Below are 21,882 nucleotides of genomic sequence, written 5' to 3'. Positions count from 1 at the left end.
CGGTCGAGACCTTCATTCTTCACTTGTTAGCCGATGTCAACTCTAACTTCTCGTATGCAGGCGGTGCAGTCGCCGCTGATTCCCATTGTTGGCGAACTGATTCGTCGCCACCCTGAAGCGGTTTCTTTGGGACAAGGGATTGTTTATTACGCTCCACCACCAGAGGCGATCGCGTTTTTGCAAAAATTCCTCGCTGATGCAGAAAATCACAAATATCAATCCGTCCAGGGGATTTCCCCCTTGCTAGAGGCAATTGAGGCAAAACTGCAAACGGATAACGGCATTGAGATCAATCGGCAAAACTGCGTTGTCGTCACCGCAGGTAGCAATATGGGGTTTGTGAATGCGATTCTCGCTATTACCTCTCCCGGTGACGAGATTATTATTCAGACGCCTTATTATTTCAACCACGAAATGGCGATCGCGATGGCAAGTTGTCGCCCAGTGATCGTAGAAACTGATGAAAACTACCAGCTACGTCCTGAAGCGATCGCCCAAGCGATTACGGAAAAAACACGAGCCGTGGTGACGATTTCCCCCAATAATCCCACGGGGGTAGTGTATTCAGAGGACGCCTTGCGGGAAGTCAATCAAATTTGTGGCGATCGCGGAATTTATCATATTAGCGATGAGGCGTATGAGTACTTTACCTACAACGGAGCAAAGCACATTTCGCCAGGAGCGTTTTCCGGAAGTAGCGCCCATACCATTTCCCTTTATTCCCTTTCCAAAGCCTATGGCTTTGCCAGTTGGCGCATCGGGTATATGGTGATCCCGGAACACTTGCTGGGTGCGATCAAGAAAATTCAGGATACGATTTTGATTTGTCCTCCAGTCGTCTCCCAGTATGCGGCTTTAGGGGCATTGCAAGCAGGAAGGGACTACTGCAAACAGAAGATTGAGGCGATCGCGTCTGTGCGACAGTTGTTTCTAGACAGCTTGAAGCGCCTAGATGTGTGTACAGTTGCGCCTGCTGATGGTGCATTCTATCTTTTCTTGAAGGTTCATACCCAACTTGATGCGTTTGAGTTGGTGAAGCAATTAATCTGCGAACATCAGGTAGCCGTGATGCCTGGTACAACCTTTGGGATGGAGAATGGATGCTATCTACGAGTTGCTTACGGTGCCTTGCAAAAAGATACAGCAGCAGAAGGCATTGAGCGATTAGTCGGGGGTTTGCAAATGATTTTAAATGGGGATAATTGAGGGAAAGTATTTTAAACAGAATGGCACTGATTTCTGGGTTTGTAGTAGACACTTCCTTAGACTGATGACGCCCTGTTATGTCAGTGCCCTAAGCAAGTAATTTAGTAGGTGAAGGAATGCCGATTATTAATCAGGTAATTGAGGTAAAAACTGACAAAGGAATTGGTATTTATAACATTACTCCTCAACTTAAAGAACTTATTGCCTCAACCTCCATTAAAAATGGACAAGTTTTAGTATTTTCTCGACACACAACTACAGCTTTGACAATTAATGAAAATGAAGAAAGGTTGTTAGAAGATGTCAAGATATATTTAAGAAAATTAGCACCTGAATCTGAACCCTATCTACATAACGACCTTCACTTAAGAGGTGATATTCCTGAGGATGAACCGATGAATGCTCATGCTCACCTCATGGCGATGATGCTGAGTAGCAGTGAAGTGATCCCGCTTGTGGAGGGAAAAATGATGTTAGGAACTTATCAATCTGTTCTATTTTTTGAGTTGGATGGCCCTAGGACAAGGACGGTATTTTTTCAAATATCGGGAGAATGAAGCCTAGGTAACGTGAGTTCTGGATAAGAAAAGGGGAGTACGCTGAAACGTATCAAACCCTATCTGAAACTCACGTTATCATTAAGAAGTGGTATAAACGGTCTATAGTAGATGACGCCATTTAAATTCTCTATCAAGTTTTTTATTATAGGCTTAGTAATTTTCTCCATTCTTGCTCGGATAGTGCCGCGCTTCTTCATTCAAAATGATATTGAAAAGCTTGCTGGCGGAGAATCTCAAGCCGTCGAGTATGCTGAGCAAGTGCTTTGGATGATTGGGCATGGACTCTGTTCGCAACTAGCAGCCTTGACTTGTACGGGCGTAAAAATCGTGGAATTGAAGCCTATAAAGACTACTTTTAGCAATAGTAAGAAGTTACCTGTAGCTTGTCGCTATCCTTACGAAGGCAAAGCCGAAGTCTATGGCTTATTTGGAATTCCATCGCATCAGATAATCATTGACTGTGACCTTCATTGGTATTCCGTTTCTGCAATGAATGGTGCTGAACTTAGTTTCACAAGGTCGTTGTAAATTACATTTTGCCCGTTAAGACTGATGTGACACTAAGACAAGTGCAACTGCAACTTAACTAATCTCATTGTGCAGTTTAGAAGATGGATGCCTAAGGATAAGTTAAAGCATTCTTGCTTCCTAATTTAATGATACTAAGGCTAAAATACGCCTCTGATTGGCGTGCGATCGCGTTTGTCGCGATTACTTATAGTTTGTTGCTATTGCCCTTGTTTTGGCAGATTCCACTAATTTTTGCTTGTTTTTGGATATTGCTGAGCAGTTTGTTTTGCTTTTGTGTAGGGGTGATTACACACAACCATATGCATCACGCCATGTTCCAGCAACGTTGGACAAATCAGCTTTTTAACATTGTGCTGACTCCGGCGATGGGACATACCGCTACTCAAATCGTCATTCCTCACAACTACAATCATCATGCTAGTCACGGTGGTGCTGAAGATTGGAGTCGCCCAGAACTTGCGGGGAGCGGGATTGGGTTGGTGCGCCTGTATCGGTATGTTGGCAGAATGCTGAAGAATGCGGCTGGAGGAACTTGCAGAGACAATGTCCCCAGTTTACCGTCGTACCTAGAGCAAAGCTTACCTGTAGAAAAGCTGGCTTTAAAAATTTTTGTAGTATTGCTGTTAGCGATCGCTCCCTTCAAGGCGTTAATGTTTGTCGGTATACCTTGGATAATCGGTATTTTTTTGATGCTGGGCGTCAATTTGATTCAACACGAAAGTTGCGATCCTACCTCTCGGTTTAACAACTCCCGCAACTTCACTGGAGCCTTGGCTAACTGGTTTTTCTTTAACAACGGCTACCACACGATTCATCATCTCAAACCAACGCTGCATTGGAGCCTATTACCCGCAGCGCACCAAGAGATTGTCAAACCCCATATAGCACAACAGTTAGAAGTGAGGTCGGTTTTCGGCTTTTTGGTGAATCAGTATCTATTTTGCGATCGCCCCAGCCCGGAACTCCCCAAAGAAACCACCGAGGAACACCGGGGATTAGTATCTCAAATCAGCTAACACTTTCATTCACCGGGAAACGATCGATGAGCTGAATCGCACGCAGAGTATTGTTGTGTAAGTTTTTTGTGACATTTGGTATGTAGGGAATTTGCGAAAGAATATCTACCGTTCGCCGCAGCATCCGGACGATATCGCCTTCGTCTAAACTGGTGTTTTCACAGAGTTCTGTCCACTCAACGCCCAACGCCCACTGTTCAACTATCCCAATCAAATCAGTCTCTAGCCAGACTGGGAGAGCAACCTGATAGCGACGTTGCACCTGAAACAGTTGTCGCCGCGTGCTTTTTAATGCCGACAAAGCTTCCAAAACACTATTGCTAGGAGCGTAGTTTGTCCAACTATCTGGTCGAGGGGTTTCCGTTACTAAAGCGCAAGCCGTCGCGGCCAGGTGGTGGGGGTCTAACAAGTCCAATTCTCCAGACATAAAGGCTAAACCCAGCCACAATTCGTTGTCTCCCCGCAACGCTGCTGCGGCTTGTCCTAGGGGGGTGGGGGTGAGATCCTCCAGACAGCCAAAGGCTCGAAGAATTTCGATTAAATTCAGGAATTCTTGCCAATTTTGACTAGAGTGCTCTCGAAACTCCGCTTGACGTTCGTTGATTTCTTCTAGCAGAGCGAGGCGTCGTCTTTGGCGTTTTAGTAAGGTGCTGGGATTGCCAAACTGCTTGAGGGGATGAGCTTCGAGTTCGGCTTTGACTCGATCGACTACTTCCTGCTGCGCGACTACTTCTGGAGCTACCGGGAGTTTTGTGGTAGCAGGTACCAAAGAGGCGATCGCCTGCGTCTCTTCTGTCCCTCGTCGGACTTGACCGGGTCTGAGCATCAGTTCCCCTGGTGGCTGCACCGCCCCTAGGTTTGGCACATTTAAGTGACCCTGCAAGCCTACTACATCCGCTGTTGTGGCGACATACCAACGATTTTCGGCGCTCACGCAGACTAGATAAGGCGACTGACCCCGTCCCTTTTCTTTTTTGACCAACATCGTCGCCACTGGCGAAGGGACAGATACATACTTGCCCTTGAGACAGAGAATTTCTCCCTCCGTCACATCTGGTAGCATCTGAGCCACTTCATTTATCCGCGTCTCATCTGCTTGAGTTTGCAGCGTCTTGAGCAGTCGGCGTTCTTCTTTGAGGCGCTCTTTAAGTTTTTCGTAACTGGCGATCGCGTCCCGGTTTATCGGAGCCAGTTGAATATCTAGTCTCGTCAGTTCCGTCGTCAGCTCAGTAATCGCCAGTTGCTGCGGTTTTAGGTACAGCGTCGCCAGATATTGAGCAAAGCTGCGTTCGACCAAATCTTTCGCTTCTGAGAGGGTGTGAGTTTGCAGCAAGTTCAGCACCATACCGTAGCTGGGGGTAAACTGGCTAACTAATGGATCGGGTTCTGTTGTTGCCAGGTACGCCCCTTCCTTTGCCCCTTCAAAAGGAGTCTGCAACGTCACAACATAACCCGTCGCATCCATCCCCCGTCGTCCAGCACGACCTGCCATTTGCAAAAATTCCGAGGGCGTTAACAGGCGGTGTCCCCGGTCAGTCCGCTTGGAAAGGGTGGAAATGACCGTGGTTCGCGCTGGCATATTGATCCCCGCCGCCAAGGTTTCTGTGGCAAACACCACCTTCACCAAGCCCATCTGAAACAGTTCTTCTACCAATCCCTTCCAAGCAGGTAAAATTCCGGCATGATGAGCTGCAATACCGCGATACAGGGGTTCGATCTGTCCCGCACGCCCTGCTTCCGGATTTTTCGCCAAAAATTTATCAATGATGGTTTTCAGCGATCGCGTTTCCTCCTCATTCACCAGCGACAGAGACTCCATCTCTGTCACCGCGCGATCGCAACCCCGACGACTGAAGATAAAGTAAATCGCCGGAAGCATATCCCGCTGTTGCAGTTGAGTGACAACGAAGGTAATCTCCGGGCTTTCGGGACGCCCGCTTGGTTTCTTACCTCCCTTGCGCTTGTTGGGAACAAGACGAGGGTTAATTTTTTCCTGCTCTTTATCCAGTAAGGGAAACAATCCCCTAGTGTTGCCAAAGTAAAACTGTAACGGTACAGGTCGAAAATTTGAGTAAATCAGCTCCGTTGAGCCATGCACCAGATTTAGCCAATCCGTAAGCTGACCGCTATTAGCAATGGTTGCAGAAAGTGCCAAAAGCTGGACTTCTGGCGGGCAATAAATGATCGATTCTTCCCAAACCGTCCCTCGCTGTCGGTCATTCATATAGTGACACTCATCCAGCACCACCGCTTCAACCCCAATCAACGAAGTCCCAACTTCCCCAATCGGCGTCCCGTAAAGCATATTGCGGAAGATTTCCGTGGTCATCACCACCACCGAAGCATCCCGGTTAATCGAAATATCCCCCGTGAGTAACCCCACATTTTCCATCCCAAACAGTTGGCGAAAGTCACGCAACTTTTGGTTCGATAACGCTTTCAGGGGGGTGGTGTAAAAGACTCGCCCACCTTGTGCCAAAGCGCGATAAATGACGTATTCTCCAAGCAAGGTTTTCCCAGAACCCGTAGGCGCACAAACCACCACAGAACGATCCGCATTCAAGGCAGCGATCGCTTGTTTTTGAAAAGGATCTAGCTCAAACGGAAAGAGAGTACTTAGATCAGTCTGGGAAAAGGTTGAGGGAACGTTCACGCAACTGAGAGGTAGGGGTTAGGGACTACGAAAAGTTCTTAATTTTTAGTTCTTAAGGAGTTAAAAGAAAAAGTTTTCATATAGCTCAAGTCTGAATGTACCAAAAAACGCTTGAGCATTACTTTTTAATCTTATTTTGACATACTCCCCTCTTGTTGAAGGGAAAGGGGGAGCAGGGGAGAGAAAAATTGACGACGATTAGCCATCACTCCAATCGCCTATTTCATACTTCATACTTCACCCTTCATACTTCACCCTTCCTCCCCGACTCAGCACTCAGCACTCTGTCCTCACAGCCTGGGTAAAATCTCTGGTAACAGTTGACCAGGAATTTTGGAAAGGGCGAGATTTTGTCCTGGCATGCCGCATTCGTGATAGAAGGCACGGATTGTTTTGACGATGTAACTGAGGGCGCTTTGATAGCTGTCTGTTTTGCCAACAGAACCTTGCAATGCCTGCAAATGCTGGTGCAGTGCGGCTTCAAGGTGAGCAGATTTTGTGCCTTGGGGGAGAGAAAATCGTGGCTCAGTTGCTAGCTGATAGTAGGCTAATCCGAGATTATTGTGGGTGGCGAAAACATCAAAGTTGACGGCAACAGGTGGGGTTTGGCTGCGGAGTTGGTGCGCGATCGCTAGTGCTTTTTCATAGATGCCAATGGATAGCTGTAAATATTCTGCCCTTGGCTGTGGTTCGTCGGGGAAGCGGTCGGCAAGATGCCAGTATGCCGTTCCTAAGTTATTCTGCGTAGCGGCACAGGCGGCAGGAGTCGCTTCGGGAGTGCGATATTTCAAGGCATCCGTGTAGGTAGCGATCGCCAGTTGCAACCACTTTTCAGGTTGTTCGTACTGAGCCAGATTCCAGTATGCCGTCCCGATGTTGTTTTGAATCATTGCCCAGTTGAGCGGTTCTTTGGTGCAGTCGTACTGAGCCAGGGCTTCTGTATAAGACGCGATCGCCGCACGTAAATTCTGAACGGGTGCGTGTTGCTGTGCCAGATGCCAATGGGCTGTGCCTAAGTTATTCTGCGTGGAGGCATACTTGAGGGGTTCCGTTTCTGCTGAGCGATAACGCAAGGCTTCTGTATAAGCCCGAATAGATAGCTGTAAGCTCTCCACAGGGTCTTTGTAGCGAGCTAAATCCCCATAGGCGGCTCCTAGGTTGTTTTGAATCATTGCGAAGGTTTGCGGGGCATTTTCCGCCGTTAGTCGCGACAAAGCTATCTGATAGGCTTGAATCCCTTGCTCCAGATAAGGTAGTGCCTGCTCTCCACTACTCGGAAGGCGAGAGATCATCCAGTAGAGGTTGCCCAGATCGTTCAAGATATCTGATACCACCGCCAAATCAGCATCCAGCCATTGCAGCGCCTGCTCGTAAGCCTGGATTGCCAGCATCAAGTTCTCTGCCGAGACATCGCCCTGTTCAATGATGTAGCGGTAGTGATTCCCTAGTTGCAGGTAAACATCAGCTTGGGATTGAGGAGAAATCGGTTCAGTTGTTTCTACATCCTGGCTGGACTCATCGAGTTGCGAGTCAGCAGCAGTAGGAGTTTCAGCAGGCAATAAAGTTGAAGAGGAACCGTTGGTTGGGGAGGCTGACTTCCCGTTGGGCACCACGCTGGGTGGTGAATCTTGCTGAAGTGGTTTTTCTTGATTGGCTGCTGTTGTCTTCGGGGAGACAGGCTTTTGAACAACCTGTAAGCTTTCCTTGGCAGGCGCGGCAACTTTCACGGGGGCGTGAGATGCTTCTGGGCTTTGCATCCTTGCCGGAGGTACAGGGGTCGGCTCACCTTCAAACTCAAAGACGCCCGTATGCCAGCGCCAAAATTCAGGTACAGACTGCTGGATGGTATTAAACCAAGGGCGCGGCAGCCAAAGCAACAAAGTCGATTCCAGGCGCGGTAAGTTAGCTTCGATTGCCTGGAGATGGCGCAAAAATTCTCTCTGGACGACGGGAGGTTGTCGCGTTAAGCGCTCCACTCCCACAATCTGAAAGCTAAATGTCAAAGGATCTGCTTTCCCTTTCCCCTGCTGGGCTAACCACTGAGTAATTTGAGCCAGGGGATTAGGGTTACGCAGGTTTAAGTTCAGGCTGACTAATCGGGGATAGCTATTGGTTTCTGCCGGGGTTTTGGCGGCAAGTGCGCCTAACTCAGCGTGTAATTTACCTGCAAGGCGATTTCGCAGGCTCAAGTCATCGCACACCGCCACAAAGATCTGGCGACGCAACCCTAGAGTCAGGGAAAGTTTCAATCGTTGGTAAGTTTGCCGATTCCAGCTAGAAACTTGAGCGGCGGCAGTGTCTATCACGATCTTGCTGGTAGATGAAAGGGCAACAGATGCAGGCAAGGTTACCACCACCAACCTCAAAAATGGGTGTCATCGGTTTGGTAGGATGGCTATTTTTCTTTTCTAGCGATCGCTGACTGAGTCAGGATTAGCTGGGGATTTGGAGGAGGAAGGCAGAGTCCTGAGTCCTGAGTCCTGAGTCCTGAGTGGGAAGAAAGTATGTTTGGCGAAGCCGTTGCCGGAGGCGCTTAGTGAAGTATGAAGTATGAAGGGTGAAGTATGAAGTATGAAATAGGCGATTGGAGTAATGGCTAATCGTCGTCAATTTTTCTCTCCCTCGCTCCTCTGCACCCCTGCACCCCGGCTCCCCATCCCCTCATCACCCCATCAGTTCTAGAACCGGGACTGGCTATGGGCAAGCTCGCTAGGAACTGTCAGCCTTTACTTAGATAAGCAAAAACAGTTGACTGGTGCCAACTGTTTCTACTCAGGGATTTTGCCGCTAGTTTGCCTTAATCTGCCTTTCTGGGTTTTGTCATTGAGCAATAACAATAGTCCTAACAACAAAAGACTATTGACTACTGACTACTGACTACTGACAAAAAGCTTAAGCCTCGGTTGCCGCTGGCTCGGTTGAAGCTGATTCAGTTGCTTCTGGCTCAGTTGCTTCTGGCTCCTCGGTTGAGGCTGATTCAGTTGCTTCTGGCTCAGTTGCAACTGGCTCGGTTGGAGTTGTCTCAATCCGGGTTGGGATTGGAGCTGGGACTGATGGGGTTTCGGCCCGGGCTGCGACTGGGGCTTCTTCCTCGCCTTCTGTTGGAGCTTCGACCCGGAGGGTAAGGTAGCGAATAACTTCCTCGCTCAGGCGCATCGTCCGCTCAATGACGGCGACGTGGGTGCCGGGAGCTTGGTAGTTCATTTGAACGTAAATTCCTTCACGGAATCGATCAATTTCGTAGGCAAGGCGACGTTTGCCGCGATGTTGGATGTCGATTTGATCGCCACCTTGCTCTTGCAGCAGATTTTTGTATCTAGCGATCGCGTTATCTACCTGCTCTTCTCCCAAATCTGGGCGCAGGATGTACATCATTTCGTAACTTTGGTTCACAGGTGTTAATCTCCTTTTGGACAACTTGGCTCCTTCCTGGCTGATGAGCAACACCCATCAAAGGGTGCCTCTTCATCCATTCTTCAAGAAGCAAGGACTTAAAATCTTACTACTTTCTGCTATTAATTCTAGCTAGCGATCAGGGTTAATCTATCTCCTCACACACTTCAACCAATGATTGATCTACGAACTGAAGGAACTAATACAACGCTATGGCACAGCGCTACGTCCGAATTAAAACGACTAAAGGACAAACATACTACGGTTTGTTACAACTGAGCCGCAATATCCAAGTGCTAGACGCACCACCTTGGTTACTCGGACAATCTACTGACTTGGAACTGGGGCCAGATGAGTATCAACTGCTGGCTCCCTGTGCCCCCTCCAAAATCATTGCGGTGGGGAAAAACTATTCGGATCATGCGGCTGAAATGGGAACGCCCGTCCCCGAAGAACCGCTGATTTTCCTCAAACCGCCGACGGCTGTGATTGCGGATGGACGAGAAATCAAGTATCCGCCGCAGTCGCAACACGTAGACTACGAAGGAGAGTTGGCGCTGGTGATTGGCGAGCGTGCCTGCGACTGTACGCCACAACAAGCCCAAAATAAGATCTGGGGCTACACAATTGCTAATGATGTCACTGCCCGTGATTTACAAAGAAAGGACGGTCAGTGGACAAGAGCCAAGAGCTTTGATACCTTTTGTCCCCTTGGCCCTTGGATTGTCCGAGAAATCAGTGCTGGGGCAAGATTGCAGACTTTCTTGAACGATCAACGGGAGCCTGTACAGTCCGCCTTGATTAATCAGATGGTGTTTCCGCCAGAAGTTTTGGTGTCCTACATTTCTCAAGTCATGACATTGCTTCCGGGTGACGTAATCCTTACAGGGACACCCCAAGGAGTCGGCTCAATGCAGGTTGGCGATCGCGTCCGCATTGAAATTGAGGGTATCGGTCAACTAGAGAACACCGTTATTGTCCGCCCTCCCATAAAAACCAGCTAACTATCAGGCGCAAAGACCTATCTTTTTGCCATCTACCTTTTCAAAAATGCTGACCTTAGCGGACTTGCGTATAAACTGCCTCGGAAAGAGTCGGAATTTCCGCATAGCGTCCCAACAGAGACTGGACAACTGAGTAGACGCAGGCAGTAACTGTTCCCAAAAAGATGATATTGAACAAGGTTTCGGTGAGTAAATTTACGCCTAAGCCTCGGAGCAAAATTGGTAAAAGCAGGTTGAACAAAACTAAAAGAATGTCTAATAGGATTGCCTGCATTGCATTGAAACGAATAAAATGAGCAATATTTTCGTTTCTTACTACTAATAAAAATAAGAGGAAAAAAACCGCCAGTCCTACAAAAGGAAGACTGTAAATTGCAATTATCGGTTGCAAAGGGATCAACAAAACCGTGATCGCAGGAAATTGTCTGAAGAGAAAAGTACCAAAGGGAAGGACAGAAACTAAGGGTAGTAAATAAGGAAGAGAAGCGAAAATTCGGTCTTTTACGGATGTTGACCCACGCCAAGTCATTGTGTGATCTCCTTTGAAATAAGCTGATTTTATGGGGATTGGTCTTTCCTCAATCCTAGCGTAGTTGCTGTCTCACGCCTAAGTTAGCCCTAGATAGGCTTTCCACACCCAGATACTTCCTGACACGATGACCGTTATTCTACATAGGCAACTCGGAACCCCATTTCACACTCATACTGTTCCGGTTGATTTTCTGTGAGCTTACGAACCAAATGACCACAGCCAAGCTTCCCTTGACGCCAACGCGGTTGACCGCTGCGATCGGCAAGCAAACAACTTTGACAAACTTGTTGAGGGGAAAGTATCTGCTCGTCCGTGAGAATAACCAACATCTCACACCTCCCGTGATTCCTTATACCTCTAAGTCAATCTTAAATTAAGCCTTAGTCAGAAGCGGTAAACTAACACACACCTTAATGGGGAATATTGAGTGCTAAGTCGGTGAGTCGGTGAGTGCTGAGTAATGAAGTGTTGATTATGGGTGTTTAGGTTAAAGAGTAGGGGAGATGGGGAGCAGGGGAGCAGGGGAGCAGGGGAGCAGGGGAGCAGGAAAGCAGGGGAGCGAGGAAGAGAAAAATTGATGACGATTAGCCATTACTCCAATCGCCTATTTCATACTTCACCCTTCATACTTCACCCTTCACACTTCACCCTTTATACTTTCTTCCCACTCAGGACTCAGGACTCAGGACTCTGCTAAAGGAGCAAACAGCGTTACCATAAATGATTTGGGGAAGTGCCAGTGTTATGCCATCGATAGCTCGTGGGGGTATAACATCACCAAACTTGTTTACTGACGATATAGGGATTGATTTACTGTGACGCAGACTAACTTAGATTTTCTCGCTCAAACTGACCCAGCGATCGCTGAGGCAATCAGCCAGGAACTTCAACGCCAACGCGACCATTTAGAGTTGATTGCCAGTGAAAACTTTACTTCAGCCGCTGTTCTTGCTGCTCAAGGGTCGGTTTTAACTAATAAGTACGCGGAAGGTTTACCCGGAAAGCGTTACTACGGCGGTTGTGAGTTTGTCGATAAAGTAGAACAGCTAGCGATTGACCGCGCCAAGCAGCTTTTTGGAGCCGCTCATGCCAATGTCCAGCCTCATTCCGGCGCTCAGGCGAATTTTGCGGTATTTTTGGCACTCCTAGAGCCAGGTGACACGATTATGGGGATGGACTTGTCCCACGGCGGACACCTAACTCATGGTTCCCCGGTTAATGTCTCCGGGAAGTGGTTCAAGGTTGTTCAATACGGTGTCAACAAAGAAACTGAGCAACTGGACTTTGATGCGATTCGGGAACTAGCCCTCAAAGAGCGTCCGAAGCTGATTATCTGCGGCTACTCTGCCTATTCGCGTGTGATTGACTTTGAGAAGTTTAGAGAAATTGCGGATGAAGTCGGGGCTTATCTATTAGCAGATATTGCTCACATTGCAGGTTTGGTGGTGACAGGTCATCACCCTAACCCGATTCCTCATTGTGATGTGGTGACGACAACAACCCACAAAACGCTGCGGGGGCCAAGAGGCGGTTTGATTCTTACCCGCGATGCAGAGTTGGGTAAGAAGTTTGATAAAGGCGTCTTCCCTGGCAATCAAGGTGGCCCTTTGGAGCATGCGATCGCGGCGAAGGCAGTGGCATTTGGTGAAGCTTTAACGCCGGAGTTTAAAGCCTATTCCGGGCAAGTAATTGAGAATGCCAAGGCGCTGGCAGCTCAGTTGAGTCAGCGGGGCTTAAAGACGGTGTCGAATGGTACAGACAATCATTTAGTGCTGGTTGATTTGCGCGGCATTGGGATGACGGGGAAACGGGCAGACCAGTTAGTTAGCGGTGTCAATATCACGGCTAACAAAAATACTGTGCCTTTCGATCCAGAGTCGCCTTTTGTTACTAGTGGCTTGCGTCTGGGTTCTCCCGCGATGACTACGAGGGGTCTGAAAGTAGCGGAATTTGAGGAAATTGCTAACATCATTGCCGATCGCCTGCTAAATCCTGAAGATGAGGCAGTCGCTAGTCAGTGTCAGCAACGGGTAGCGGCATTGTGCGATCGCTTCCCACTCTATCCTCATTTACGGATTCCCCTACCCGCATTAGTTTAAGTTCTGTTGTCTAAAGCTGACATGGCAGGCATTTGTGTTAACAAAATCACCGTAGTGAGTCATAAATATAGTAGACTCTGCGATGATGTCTCACTCTGTGCTTTTGGTGATGCCTGCCCAGCTGTACCATCTGATTGCCTTTCTTGTCTCGATGGTCGTTGTTCTCTGGAGTACACCAGTAGTGAGAACAATTGGTCTGAGAAGTGGACAAGTCGATCGACCCGAAGAACGAAAAATCCACCAGCGCCCAATGGTGCGTTTAGGTGGAGTTTCCATTTTTATAGGAACTTTAACCGCGCTCGCAATTGTGTGGTGGACGGGAGGATTTCGTCTTTTACCACAACATCAAGAGTGGGAAGTTTTAGGCGTAGCTTTGGGAGGGCTAGCATTTTTTCTCATCGGTTTAGCTGATGATCTGTTCAACCTCTCCCCCATCGCCAGACTATTGATGCAAAGCAGCGTTGCTGGAGTGGCTTGGTGGGTTGGCGTCCGTATTGATTTCATCTCCATTCCCTTTGACGGACTGGTGCAAATGAGTTGGTTGAGCCTGCCAATCACGGTGATTTGGTTGGTGGGAATGGCAAACGCCATCAACTGGATTGATGGGTTGGATGGGTTAGCTGCCGGAGTGTCAGGAATTGCCGCTATTGTCATGCTGATTGTGACGCTATTTATGCAGCAACCCGCCGCCGCCGTATTTGCTGCGGCACTAGCGGGAGGGGCTTTGGGCTTTTTGCGCTACAACTTCAACCCGGCTCAAATCTTTATGGGAGATGGCGGCGCGTATTTTATGGGATTCACCCTAGCCGGGGTTGGCGTCATTGGTTTAGTGAAAAGTACCGCCGTCACAGCAGTACTGCTGCCTTACCTAATCTTAGCCGTGCCAATTTTGGATATGTCAGCGGTGATTGTCTCCCGCCTGAGTCAAGGAAAGTCGCCCTTTGTTGCGGATAAACGTCATTTACATCACCGCTTGCTCAAAGCCGGACTCTCCCAACGTTTGACGGTTCTATTTATTTACGCCCTAACCTTCTGGGTAGGTAGTCTAGCCCTAGCCTTTTCCGGTCTTCCTAGTGGCGGTGCTTACGCAATTGGGGCAACCTTGTTGCTCGGTTACACCAGTTGGCAAGCTCGACGGATTGCTCGACAGTCTCAAGGACAGGAATGAAGTGTGAAGGGTGAAGGATGAAGGGTGAAGGATGAAGGGTGAAGGATGAAGGGTGAAGGATGAAGGGTGAAGCCGTTGTCGGAGGCTAGGGTGCTTGGGTTAGGGGTTATCACATCACCTCATCTCCCTCTCCTTCTCTTACCTCCGTGCCCTCTGTGTCTCTGTGGTTTATTAAAAAACGATCGCCTCCGTTTCCAGACGCGACATGGTTTCTACATTAGACCTCTTGCAAAAATGTACCAGACCCCTCCCCAACCCTCCCCTTAGTATGGGGAGGGGGCAAGATTTCAAGTCTCCCCCCTTACTAAGGGGGGATTAAGGGGGGTCTATTCGACTTATGCAAGAGGTCTATTCTTCCCTACTTCCCGGCTGCACTGTACCAGCGTCTCAATTTTGTGGGAGAAATACCTAACAAATAACTAGCAATAATTAGCTGATTAATCAGAGTTGTTTTCAAGACTCCTAACTTTTGCCAGCGGCGTCCTGAGGTGAGGACGGGGGTTGAGATGATGGCGATGCGTCCTTGGTGTTTCAGGTGTCGGATCAGTTCAAAATCTTCCATAATCGGCAAATTGGGAAAGCCGCCTAAGTCTTGAAAGGTGGTGGCTTTGAGGAAGATGGCTTGATCTCCGTAGGGTAGGGAAAGAAAATGCGATCGCCAATTTACCAATTTCTCTAGCAACCGCAGCCCTCGCAGGTTGGCGTCAATTTTTAACTCAAAAGCCCCCGCAACGGTTCCCGGTGTTTGTAAAGCTTGGCGCACTAAGCGGTCAAATTCAGCCGGAAGGCGAGTATCTGCGTGCAAAAATAGCAGAATGTCCCCAGAGGCAGCACAGACTCCAGCATTCATTTGATAGGCACGCCCAACAGCAGCCGTCGTCAGGACTTTCGCTCCGAAGGATTGGGCGATCGCAACTGTATCATCCTGACTTCCCCCATCAACAACAATCACCTCCACTGCTGGCACATCCTGAAGCTGATTTAAGCTTGCCTCAATCACTGCGGCTTCGTTCAGAACCGGAAGGATAATTGAGATAGTTGGTGCGTTCATGCCGCTGGGAAAAGTGGATCAGCTTATAAAATACGAGATTTAGCTGAGTCAAAGCTGAGAGACGACTTAAAGTTTACCAGACTCCCAATCTGCCAAATCCTCCGGACGGTCAATATCCCGCAGTTGGGGAAGATAAGCAACTCCTAACGCCAAGTTTTGAGCAATCTCCACTGTTTTTGGAAAAACCGCAGCCGTACTCCAGGCAATCCCGCTAAAGAGTTCCGGAAATAACTGTTTTAGCCCAATTAAATAATACCCACCATCTGCGGCTGGCCCTAGCACCAAGTCATGTTGATGCAGTAGCTGGAAGGCTTTCCCTAGCAACTCTGCATCCAAGTCTGGGCAATCTATCCCAATTAGCACCACACTCTCCATCCCCGCTTGGAAAGCCTGCTGAAACGCATCTGCCATCCGGGAACCAATATCTCCCTGACTTTGCTGCCGATAAGTCAATTTTGTCCCCAGCCACTCTTGCAGCCGTTGTTCATCGCCCCCGGTGAAATGCACTTCTACTGACAGTGAGTCGCTCGCTTGCAGCTTCTGCGCTTCTGCGAGCTTCTGTTCTGTCATCTGACGCTGTAGTGTAGCTGCTCCTTCTGCACCAAGGGCGGGGATTAAGCGTGTCTTTGTTTTACCCGCTTCGGGGTAGCGGGTAAAAATGATTAGCTGTTGTCGGCAGTGGGGGAAGTTTAGTGATGAACTAATTCTTTTTCTTCAACCTGTAGGCGATCGCACAAAATATTATCCCCTATAGTTGCACTAACCGCTTCTGTTGTATAGATTTGCAGCTTTGCCTCTGGTACTGCACTAAATAAGAGACGTTGCTGAGGGAAAACGACTCGCTCAAAATACCAGTGAGGAATATTGGTAATGCGAACAATTTGAACTTGGGTAGTCCCGTTGCAATAGCAGCAAAGAATTTGTCGAGATTCAGCCGGTAAATTATCAATGAGTTGAGTCATGGTTCTTCAATCCTGATGTTATTGGCTGTTTTGTCTTTGGTCAGGCTAGCAGCATCTATGGGTTTGATTCAATATTTTTTTAAAGGAAGGTAGGGGTGAAGCTAGCCAACAAAATTATTAATTAAATGCAGCGCTCGTTTCTTGAGGGAAGATTAAGGCACTTAGAACGGTTCGCCCCAATCTTGACTCACTCAAATTGGCTTTATCCAGGTTAGTGTTGGTGAACTTTGCCTGCTTCAAATCTGCATTAATCAGATTGGCTTCGCTTAAGTTGGCTTGGCTGAGATCCGTTGCTCTGAGAATTGCTTGAGAAAGATTTGCCTTTTTCAGGTTTGCCCCTGTGAGATTGGCGAGGGTGAGGTTTGCTTGACTCAGATTTGCCTCATCCAAGTTGGTTCCGCTCAAGTTGGCGCAAATCAAGTTGGCACCACGTAAGTCTGCGCCATGTAGATTTATTCCTCTCAGGTCTTTACCGATCAGCTTAAGGCGATGAAACTTTCGTTCTCCTGCTGCATAGCGACTGACCAGTTCTTGAACATCCGTACTTTTCACGCTGGTTCACGACCTCACTGCGTCAGGTTCAACATTAGAGACTTTATGAGAGCTTTATAATGCCTCTATATTTTAACGCTATAAGGAGAATGTGAAAAAGTCGGGAAGACAGATAAACAAGTTAAGGAAAGTTAATATTCTCTCATTTATCGCAATAAAGCATTTTTTGGAAACTCTAAGTGGTAGGGGCAAGGGCTGTGCATTGCCTCTACGGGTAGGAGAGAAACAATCATTCCCTGCTGGTGTATCTAGCTCCTAGGAGCCTAACCTGAAACGAGTCCGGAGTCTGAAGTGGTCTGGAAGGACTTATGTAGATGCATCTAAAAACTTTCTCTGGCAGGGGAAAGGGTTGTGACTTTGACCTGACTACGTGAGTTTTTTGTGAGTTCTACTCTAAAAAAGCTAATTAGGATTTATTTGAGCCGATAACCAACGCCGTAGACGGTTTCAATGAAGTCACTAGGTGCGCCTACAGCGTTTAGTTTCTTCCGTAAATGCTTGATGTGTGCCTTAACGGTATCTTCTTTGGGGGCAGTTTCGTCAGTCCACAAATGCTGAAGAATCTGCTCGCGGTTCAACACGCGGTAACCATGTTCTACAAAGAGCTGGAGTAAACGATACTCCTTTGCCGTCAAGGCTAGGGCTTTACCGCTATAGGCAGCTTGAAAGCTTTCTGTATCGAGCTGCAACTCTCCCCATGTGAGCTGGGAAGGGCTAGCCGATTTTGGAGTCATTAAACTCTCCATGTGGAGAACTGACTTTTTTAAATTATCGAGATTCTTATAAACGTGTTGGGAAAACTCGCGCATTTGTACCGCTCTAGCACGCATTTCTATCGCTTTTGAGCGCATTTGGAGGGCTTCTCTGCGGATTTTTCCAGAGGTTAAAACTCGTTTAAAGGTTTGTTCACTGAGAATGTTTTCCCTAGTCAATGTATCTTTGAGGGGAGATATCAGGTCAGTTTGTGGGAATCTCTCGACCTTAAGTACATTGTCCGTACTCTCCATACTTTTTGCTCTCACAGATAGAACTACATACTAGGATTGCTGATGTATAGTGCTACACCTGCCTTGAGGTAAGTCTAAGGACATTAAGACTTTTTTTGTAGGCGATAGCCTAAACCATAAACCGTTTCAATTAGGTGTTTTGGCGCACCAGCCTCATCCAATTTTTTGCGTAAGCGTTTAATATGCGCTCTTACGGTATCTTCTTGGGGAGCATCTGCCTCATTCCAGAGTTGGGAGAGAATGGTAGTGTTGCTAAAAACGCGATCGCGGTTTTTCAGAAACAACTGCAGCAAGCGAAACTCTATCGCCGTTAAGTTCAAAAAACTATCCTCATACCTGACTTCACAGGTTGCGGGGTTAAGGAGAAGATTTTGATACTCCAGTACTAGCGGTGCTAAAACCTTTGCCCGGCGTAGTAATGCCCGGATGCGAGCCGCTATTTCTTCCAAATCAATGGGTTCAATAACAAAATCATCTGCCCCAGCATCTAAACCTTTGACTTTGTCCTTCACTCCTCCTAAAGCACTCAAAATGAGAATAGGACTAGGGATGTCATTTTGACGCAGCTTTCGACAGAAGCTAAATCCGTCTAGTTCTGGCAAGTCTAAGTTTAGCAAAATCACATCATAGGGTAAATGTGTTGCCCATGTATAAGCGGTTTTTCCGTCATTGGCTACATCAACGACATAGTTGTGCCGCGTCAGATACCGGACTAATTTTTCTATCAAAGCTTGGTTGGTGTCTGCTACTAAGACTCTCATGAGGCTCAAAAGTGAAAAACTTGGGAAGACGTTACTAAAAGATTAACACCTTACTTTGTGATGGTTACCACTAAAGGTAATGATCAATCGAAAGATGGAGGGGTTTCGCCTCTAAATTGATAATCTTTTGACTACCGATTTTTCCCATGAGCCAAAGACACAGCGCCCCGTAAAAATTTCAGCTCCCTAAACCTTATAGGGAAACCCTGACTCCCAAGTTTCGGGAAGGGGAGCCAGGGTGAGAGAAAAATTCAGAGGTTTGAGGAATGTCCGCTTAAGTTAACACCCATGGACACAAAATCGGGTGTCGGCGTCTTGAGAATGAAACAGCCGTTAATAAACTAGACTGTAGCGCTAGCTTGCTCAAAGCGCCTGTTAATTTCTTCCCAGTTGACGACGTTCCACCATTGCTGGAGATATGCGCCGCGATCGTTGCGGTATTTGAGGTAGTAAGCGTGTTCCCAAACATCGTTCCCCATAATCGGATACATACCTTCCATCAAGGGACTGTCTTGATTAAGGGTGTTGAGCGTCTTTAGTTTGCCATCGCGACTCAGCACTAGCCACGCCCAGCCACTACCAAATCGGGAACTTCCGGCGGCGTTAAATTGTTCTTTGAAGTTGTCAAAGCTACCAAAGTTGGAGTTGATGGCGGTAGCGATCGCGCCGATTGGTTCTCCTCCCCCATCAGGACTCATGATTTCCCAAAACATCTTGTGGTTGACATACCCACCGCCGTTATTGCGGATAGTGGCGCGAATATCTTCAGGGAGACGAGCAATCTGACGCAGCAAGTCTTCTGCACTCATGTTTTTGAGTTCTGAGTGTTTATTGATAGCTGCATTCAGCTTTTTGGTATAACCTGCGTGATGCTTGTCGTGGTGGAACCGCATTGTCTCAGCATCAATGTAGGGTTCTAGGGCGTCATACTCATAAGGTAGCGGCGGCAGTTGGAATACCTCGCTATCCTCACTCTCTTCGTCTCCAGTCAGTAGTTGTAACGGCTGTGCGCTAGCTTTACTGGAAAAATAGCCCAATGACGCTGCTGTAGTTGTAGCACCTAGAAGAAACAGGAAATTGCGACGATTTAAAGCCATAATCGAAAATTTTGTCAGTAGCGGTAGCTTCTCCGGTAACTCTATAACAACCAACAACGAATAAATCCTCTACCTCAAGGCTTTATTAGTTGGTAGTTGGTGGGAACTAGCTGTACCACTGTGACTTCGGCTCCCGACGGTAACTGACTAGTCGGAGCTGGTAACATCTCACCTCGGAAGTCTAGTAGCTGGACAATAATTAGGTAGGCGATCGCCAGTAATATCGAAATTGCCCCAGTAATAATTGCCACAATTTTTTCGCGATTCATGCTCTTCTGCCTTTGCCACGACACGCCTGCGCCTAGTGTATCGTTGTCTCACCCCTTGCACAGTAGAGTCCTCATTCAACTTAAGATCTAGCAGCAGGCATTTTGACGGAATTTCAAACTGAGCGAAAACTCGGCAAAATAGGGAATCAATAGATTTAGTTGCTAGCGTCGCACTGAAAAGCCATGGATTCGACCGTTGATTTGCCTTTTGAAGGCGGGCAAGATGTCCCATACACTAACCAATCACCTGTAGTACAAACTTCTGAACTGAGGAAGGTGTATCGCACTGGCTTTTGGCTAAGTCAAAAAGTTGAATCTCTAAAAAGCTGCACGCTGACAGTGTATCCAGGGGAAACCTTTGGCTTATTAGGGCCTAATGGTGCAGGGAAAACGACGTTACTCAAGACTCTACTAGGAATTGTCCGCCCCACCTCCGGACGCGCCTTGTTACTGGGGCAACCTCTGGGCAATCCCCAGGTAAAGCAACGCATCGGGTATTTGCCAGAAAACGCCTACTTCTATGACTACCTGACTGGCTGGGAGTTTTTAAAATTTGTTGCTGGAATATTTAATCTCCCCTCATCCGTGCAACGCCAGCGGATTCCCTTCTTGCTGGAATTAGTTGGTTTAAGCCCGACGATGGTTCGCAAAAAGCAGCTACGCCAGTATTCCAAAGGGATGCTGCAACGAATTGGCATAGCGCAGGCGCTAATTAATGACCCGGAAGTAGTATTTCTCGATGAGCCGATGTCAGGGCTTGATCCTACGGGACGTTACCAGGTGCGAGAAATTATTCTCTCACTGCAAGCCCAAGGGAAGACGATTTTCTTTAATAGCCATGTGTTGGCAGAAGTCGAGCAAATTTGCGATCGCATTGCTATCTTGGCTCAAGGCGAACTCATCTGTGTGGGTTCTCTAGATGAACTCTTAGGCACTGCTGATACCTACCAAGTCCAAGGCGTCGGCGGCAATTTAGATGTTCTCAAGCGCTGGGTTCCCAATCTAGCATTTGAAGATGAATGTTGGTACGGCTACTTACAAGGCGATCCCCAAGAGTTTATCGGTAGTCTCCGCCTCATGGGTGCCCAACTACTAGGAATGAACCTCGCCCGCACTTCCCTAGAAGATTTCTTCATGCAGCAACTTCAGAAACGAGGAATTAGTTCCAGCCATTAGGGGAGCAGGGGAGCAGAGGAGCAGGGGAGCAGAGGAGCAGAGGAGCAGAGGAGCAGAGGAGCAGAGGAGCAGAGGAGCAGGGGAGCAGGGGAGCAGGGGAGCAGAGGAGATGAGGCGATGAGGAAAACTGATAACCTCCTTCATACTTCATACGTTCGGCTGAGCGTTCGACTGCCCTTCGGCAAGCTCAGGAACCGCGCTCACGCCGAAGTCTCACGTCGAAGTTTTCACCCTTCATACTTCATCCTTCACACTTCACACTTCATACTTCATCCTTCACCCTTTCTTCCCACTCAGGACTCAGGACTCAGGACTCAGCACTTCCTTCAGCCAATTCACCCCTTTGAAAGATGCTTAGGATGCCTAGTTGCTTGTATCCCTAAACAGGACACATAACGAGAGCAACAGAGAAATTCATGGCTGATATTGTAGAAACTGCCATCAATGCAGGTTCCTTCAACACCCTGACTCAGGCACTGGAAGCCGCAGGCTTGGTAGATGCCCTCAAAGGTGAGGGGCCTTTTACGGTTTTTGCACCTGTAGATGAAGCCTTTACCAGATTGCCAGAAGGAACGTTAGATTCTTTGTTGCAAGACCCTGGAAAGCTCAAGAAAATTTTGGCTTATCACGTTCTCTTTGGTGATGTCAGAAGCGATAATTTGCTGGAACTAGAGGAAGCCGAAACGATGGAAGGTTCAAGCGTTCAGATTGATACGTCCCACGGTTATAAGGTCAATCAGGCAATAATTGTGCAGCCAGATATCCTCACGGATAACGGTGTCATCCATGTGATTGACTCGATCTTGATGCCTGCAATCATGTCTCTTTAAGTCGAGGTTCAGTGA

Annotated in this window: 22 protein-coding genes; 9 read left to right on the top strand and 13 right to left on the bottom strand. The window is 47.8% G+C overall.

Annotated elements, in window-relative coordinates; all coding sequences use genetic code 11:
- The first annotated feature begins 33 nt into the window (after window positions 1–33).
- From AC5JR3_RS20090 to AC5JR3_RS20075, 4 genes are all read left to right on the top strand, one after another.
- The gene (locus tag AC5JR3_RS20090) at window positions 34–1,206 is read left to right on the top strand and encodes a pyridoxal phosphate-dependent aminotransferase (RefSeq protein ID WP_495848339.1); all 1,173 of its coding nucleotides are present in this window, start codon (window positions 34–36) and stop codon (window positions 1,204–1,206) included.
- Window positions 1,207–1,322: 116 nt separating this feature from the next.
- Entirely contained in the window at window positions 1,323–1,763 is a 441-nt protein-coding gene (locus tag AC5JR3_RS20085) for a secondary thiamine-phosphate synthase enzyme YjbQ (RefSeq protein WP_495848338.1), read from the top strand.
- A gap of 111 nt (window positions 1,764–1,874) precedes the next feature.
- Window positions 1,875–2,294 carry a hypothetical protein gene (locus tag AC5JR3_RS20080; protein WP_495848337.1) on the top strand — a complete coding sequence of 140 codons (420 nt, stop codon included), beginning with the start codon at window positions 1,875–1,877 and terminating at the stop codon, window positions 2,292–2,294.
- A gap of 128 nt (window positions 2,295–2,422) precedes the next feature.
- Window positions 2,423–3,313: a fatty acid desaturase family protein gene (locus AC5JR3_RS20075; protein WP_495848336.1), complete on the top strand. Its 891-nt coding sequence runs from the start codon at window positions 2,423–2,425 to the stop codon at window positions 3,311–3,313.
- Here the strand turns inward: AC5JR3_RS20075 and AC5JR3_RS20070 are convergent.
- The 3 genes from AC5JR3_RS20070 to rpsF form a co-directional block, all read right to left on the bottom strand.
- On the bottom strand, window positions 3,306–5,966 hold the full coding sequence (locus tag AC5JR3_RS20070) for a DEAD/DEAH box helicase (protein WP_495848335.1): 2,661 nt from the start codon (window positions 5,964–5,966) through the stop codon (window positions 3,306–3,308). The genes AC5JR3_RS20075 and AC5JR3_RS20070 overlap by 8 nt on opposite strands.
- A 290-nt stretch (window positions 5,967–6,256) precedes the next feature.
- The gene (locus AC5JR3_RS20065; protein WP_495848334.1) at window positions 6,257–8,272 is read right to left on the bottom strand and encodes a tetratricopeptide repeat protein; all 2,016 of its coding nucleotides are present in this window, start codon (window positions 8,270–8,272) and stop codon (window positions 6,257–6,259) included.
- 586 nt (window positions 8,273–8,858) lie between these two features.
- Window positions 8,859–9,359 carry a 30S ribosomal protein S6 gene (rpsF, locus tag AC5JR3_RS20060; protein ID WP_495848333.1) on the bottom strand — a complete coding sequence of 167 codons (501 nt, stop codon included), beginning with the start codon at window positions 9,357–9,359 and terminating at the stop codon, window positions 8,859–8,861.
- Window positions 9,360–9,571: 212 nt separating this feature from the next.
- Between rpsF and AC5JR3_RS20055 the strand changes: the two genes are divergently transcribed.
- Window positions 9,572–10,363, top strand: coding sequence for a fumarylacetoacetate hydrolase family protein (locus tag AC5JR3_RS20055; protein WP_495848332.1), 792 nt, complete (start codon window positions 9,572–9,574; stop codon window positions 10,361–10,363).
- A 55-nt stretch (window positions 10,364–10,418) separates the two neighbouring features.
- On the opposite strand, the gene AC5JR3_RS20050 is transcribed toward AC5JR3_RS20055, so the two are convergent.
- Complete coding sequence (locus AC5JR3_RS20050; protein ID WP_495848331.1) at window positions 10,419–10,892, bottom strand: Tic20 family protein; 474 nt, start codon at window positions 10,890–10,892, stop codon at window positions 10,419–10,421.
- A 134-nt stretch (window positions 10,893–11,026) separates the two neighbouring features.
- Complete coding sequence (locus AC5JR3_RS20045) at window positions 11,027–11,224, bottom strand: hypothetical protein (RefSeq protein WP_495848330.1); 198 nt, start codon at window positions 11,222–11,224, stop codon at window positions 11,027–11,029.
- 486 nt (window positions 11,225–11,710) lie between these two features.
- Here AC5JR3_RS20045 and glyA point away from each other — a divergent pair, with 486 nt between their 5' ends.
- Window positions 11,711–12,994: a serine hydroxymethyltransferase gene (glyA, locus tag AC5JR3_RS20040; protein WP_495848329.1), complete on the top strand. Its 1,284-nt coding sequence runs from the start codon at window positions 11,711–11,713 to the stop codon at window positions 12,992–12,994.
- Between the two features lie 109 nt (window positions 12,995–13,103).
- Window positions 13,104–14,162 (top strand): glycosyltransferase family 4 protein, encoded by a 1,059-nt coding sequence (locus tag AC5JR3_RS20035; RefSeq protein WP_495848442.1) that lies wholly within the window; start codon window positions 13,104–13,106, stop codon window positions 14,160–14,162.
- A 358-nt stretch (window positions 14,163–14,520) separates the two neighbouring features.
- On the opposite strand, the gene AC5JR3_RS20030 is transcribed toward AC5JR3_RS20035, so the two are convergent.
- The 8 genes from AC5JR3_RS20030 to AC5JR3_RS19995 all read right to left on the bottom strand — a co-directional run bounded on the left by AC5JR3_RS20030 (window position 14,521) and on the right by AC5JR3_RS19995 (window position 19,861).
- Window positions 14,521–15,213 (bottom strand): TIGR04283 family arsenosugar biosynthesis glycosyltransferase, encoded by a 693-nt coding sequence (locus AC5JR3_RS20030; protein WP_495848328.1) that lies wholly within the window; start codon window positions 15,211–15,213, stop codon window positions 14,521–14,523.
- 66 nt (window positions 15,214–15,279) lie between these two features.
- Window positions 15,280–15,873, bottom strand: coding sequence for a TIGR04282 family arsenosugar biosynthesis glycosyltransferase (locus AC5JR3_RS20025; RefSeq protein WP_495848441.1), 594 nt, complete (start codon window positions 15,871–15,873; stop codon window positions 15,280–15,282).
- Between the two features lie 29 nt (window positions 15,874–15,902).
- Window positions 15,903–16,175 carry a DUF1830 domain-containing protein gene (locus tag AC5JR3_RS20020; RefSeq protein ID WP_495848327.1) on the bottom strand — a complete coding sequence of 91 codons (273 nt, stop codon included), beginning with the start codon at window positions 16,173–16,175 and terminating at the stop codon, window positions 15,903–15,905.
- A gap of 117 nt (window positions 16,176–16,292) precedes the next feature.
- Window positions 16,293–16,727, bottom strand: a complete 435-nt coding sequence (locus tag AC5JR3_RS20015; protein ID WP_495848326.1) for a pentapeptide repeat-containing protein — start codon at window positions 16,725–16,727, stop codon at window positions 16,293–16,295.
- 413 nt (window positions 16,728–17,140) lie between these two features.
- On the bottom strand, window positions 17,141–17,734 hold the full coding sequence (locus tag AC5JR3_RS20010) for a winged helix-turn-helix domain-containing protein (RefSeq protein WP_495848325.1): 594 nt from the start codon (window positions 17,732–17,734) through the stop codon (window positions 17,141–17,143).
- Window positions 17,735–17,817: 83 nt separating this feature from the next.
- Window positions 17,818–18,495 carry a response regulator transcription factor gene (locus tag AC5JR3_RS20005; RefSeq protein WP_495848324.1) on the bottom strand — a complete coding sequence of 226 codons (678 nt, stop codon included), beginning with the start codon at window positions 18,493–18,495 and terminating at the stop codon, window positions 17,818–17,820.
- A 341-nt stretch (window positions 18,496–18,836) separates the two neighbouring features.
- Window positions 18,837–19,649 carry a superoxide dismutase gene (locus AC5JR3_RS20000; RefSeq protein ID WP_495848323.1) on the bottom strand — a complete coding sequence of 271 codons (813 nt, stop codon included), beginning with the start codon at window positions 19,647–19,649 and terminating at the stop codon, window positions 18,837–18,839.
- 17 nt (window positions 19,650–19,666) lie between these two features.
- On the bottom strand, window positions 19,667–19,861 hold the full coding sequence (locus tag AC5JR3_RS19995) for a hypothetical protein (RefSeq protein ID WP_495848322.1): 195 nt from the start codon (window positions 19,859–19,861) through the stop codon (window positions 19,667–19,669).
- A gap of 183 nt (window positions 19,862–20,044) precedes the next feature.
- Between AC5JR3_RS19995 and AC5JR3_RS19990 the strand changes: the two genes are divergently transcribed.
- Both AC5JR3_RS19990 and AC5JR3_RS19985 read left to right on the top strand, forming a co-directional pair.
- Window positions 20,045–21,037 carry an ABC transporter ATP-binding protein gene (locus tag AC5JR3_RS19990; RefSeq protein ID WP_495848321.1) on the top strand — a complete coding sequence of 331 codons (993 nt, stop codon included), beginning with the start codon at window positions 20,045–20,047 and terminating at the stop codon, window positions 21,035–21,037.
- A gap of 416 nt (window positions 21,038–21,453) precedes the next feature.
- Window positions 21,454–21,867 carry a fasciclin domain-containing protein gene (locus AC5JR3_RS19985; RefSeq protein WP_495848320.1) on the top strand — a complete coding sequence of 138 codons (414 nt, stop codon included), beginning with the start codon at window positions 21,454–21,456 and terminating at the stop codon, window positions 21,865–21,867.
- Window positions 21,868–21,882: the final 15 nt, after the last annotated feature.

It is taken from the genome of Kastovskya adunca, from assembly GCF_059505785.1.
Note: the sequence above shows the minus strand (reverse complement) of the source record. Positions and strands in the feature narration are given on the sequence as shown.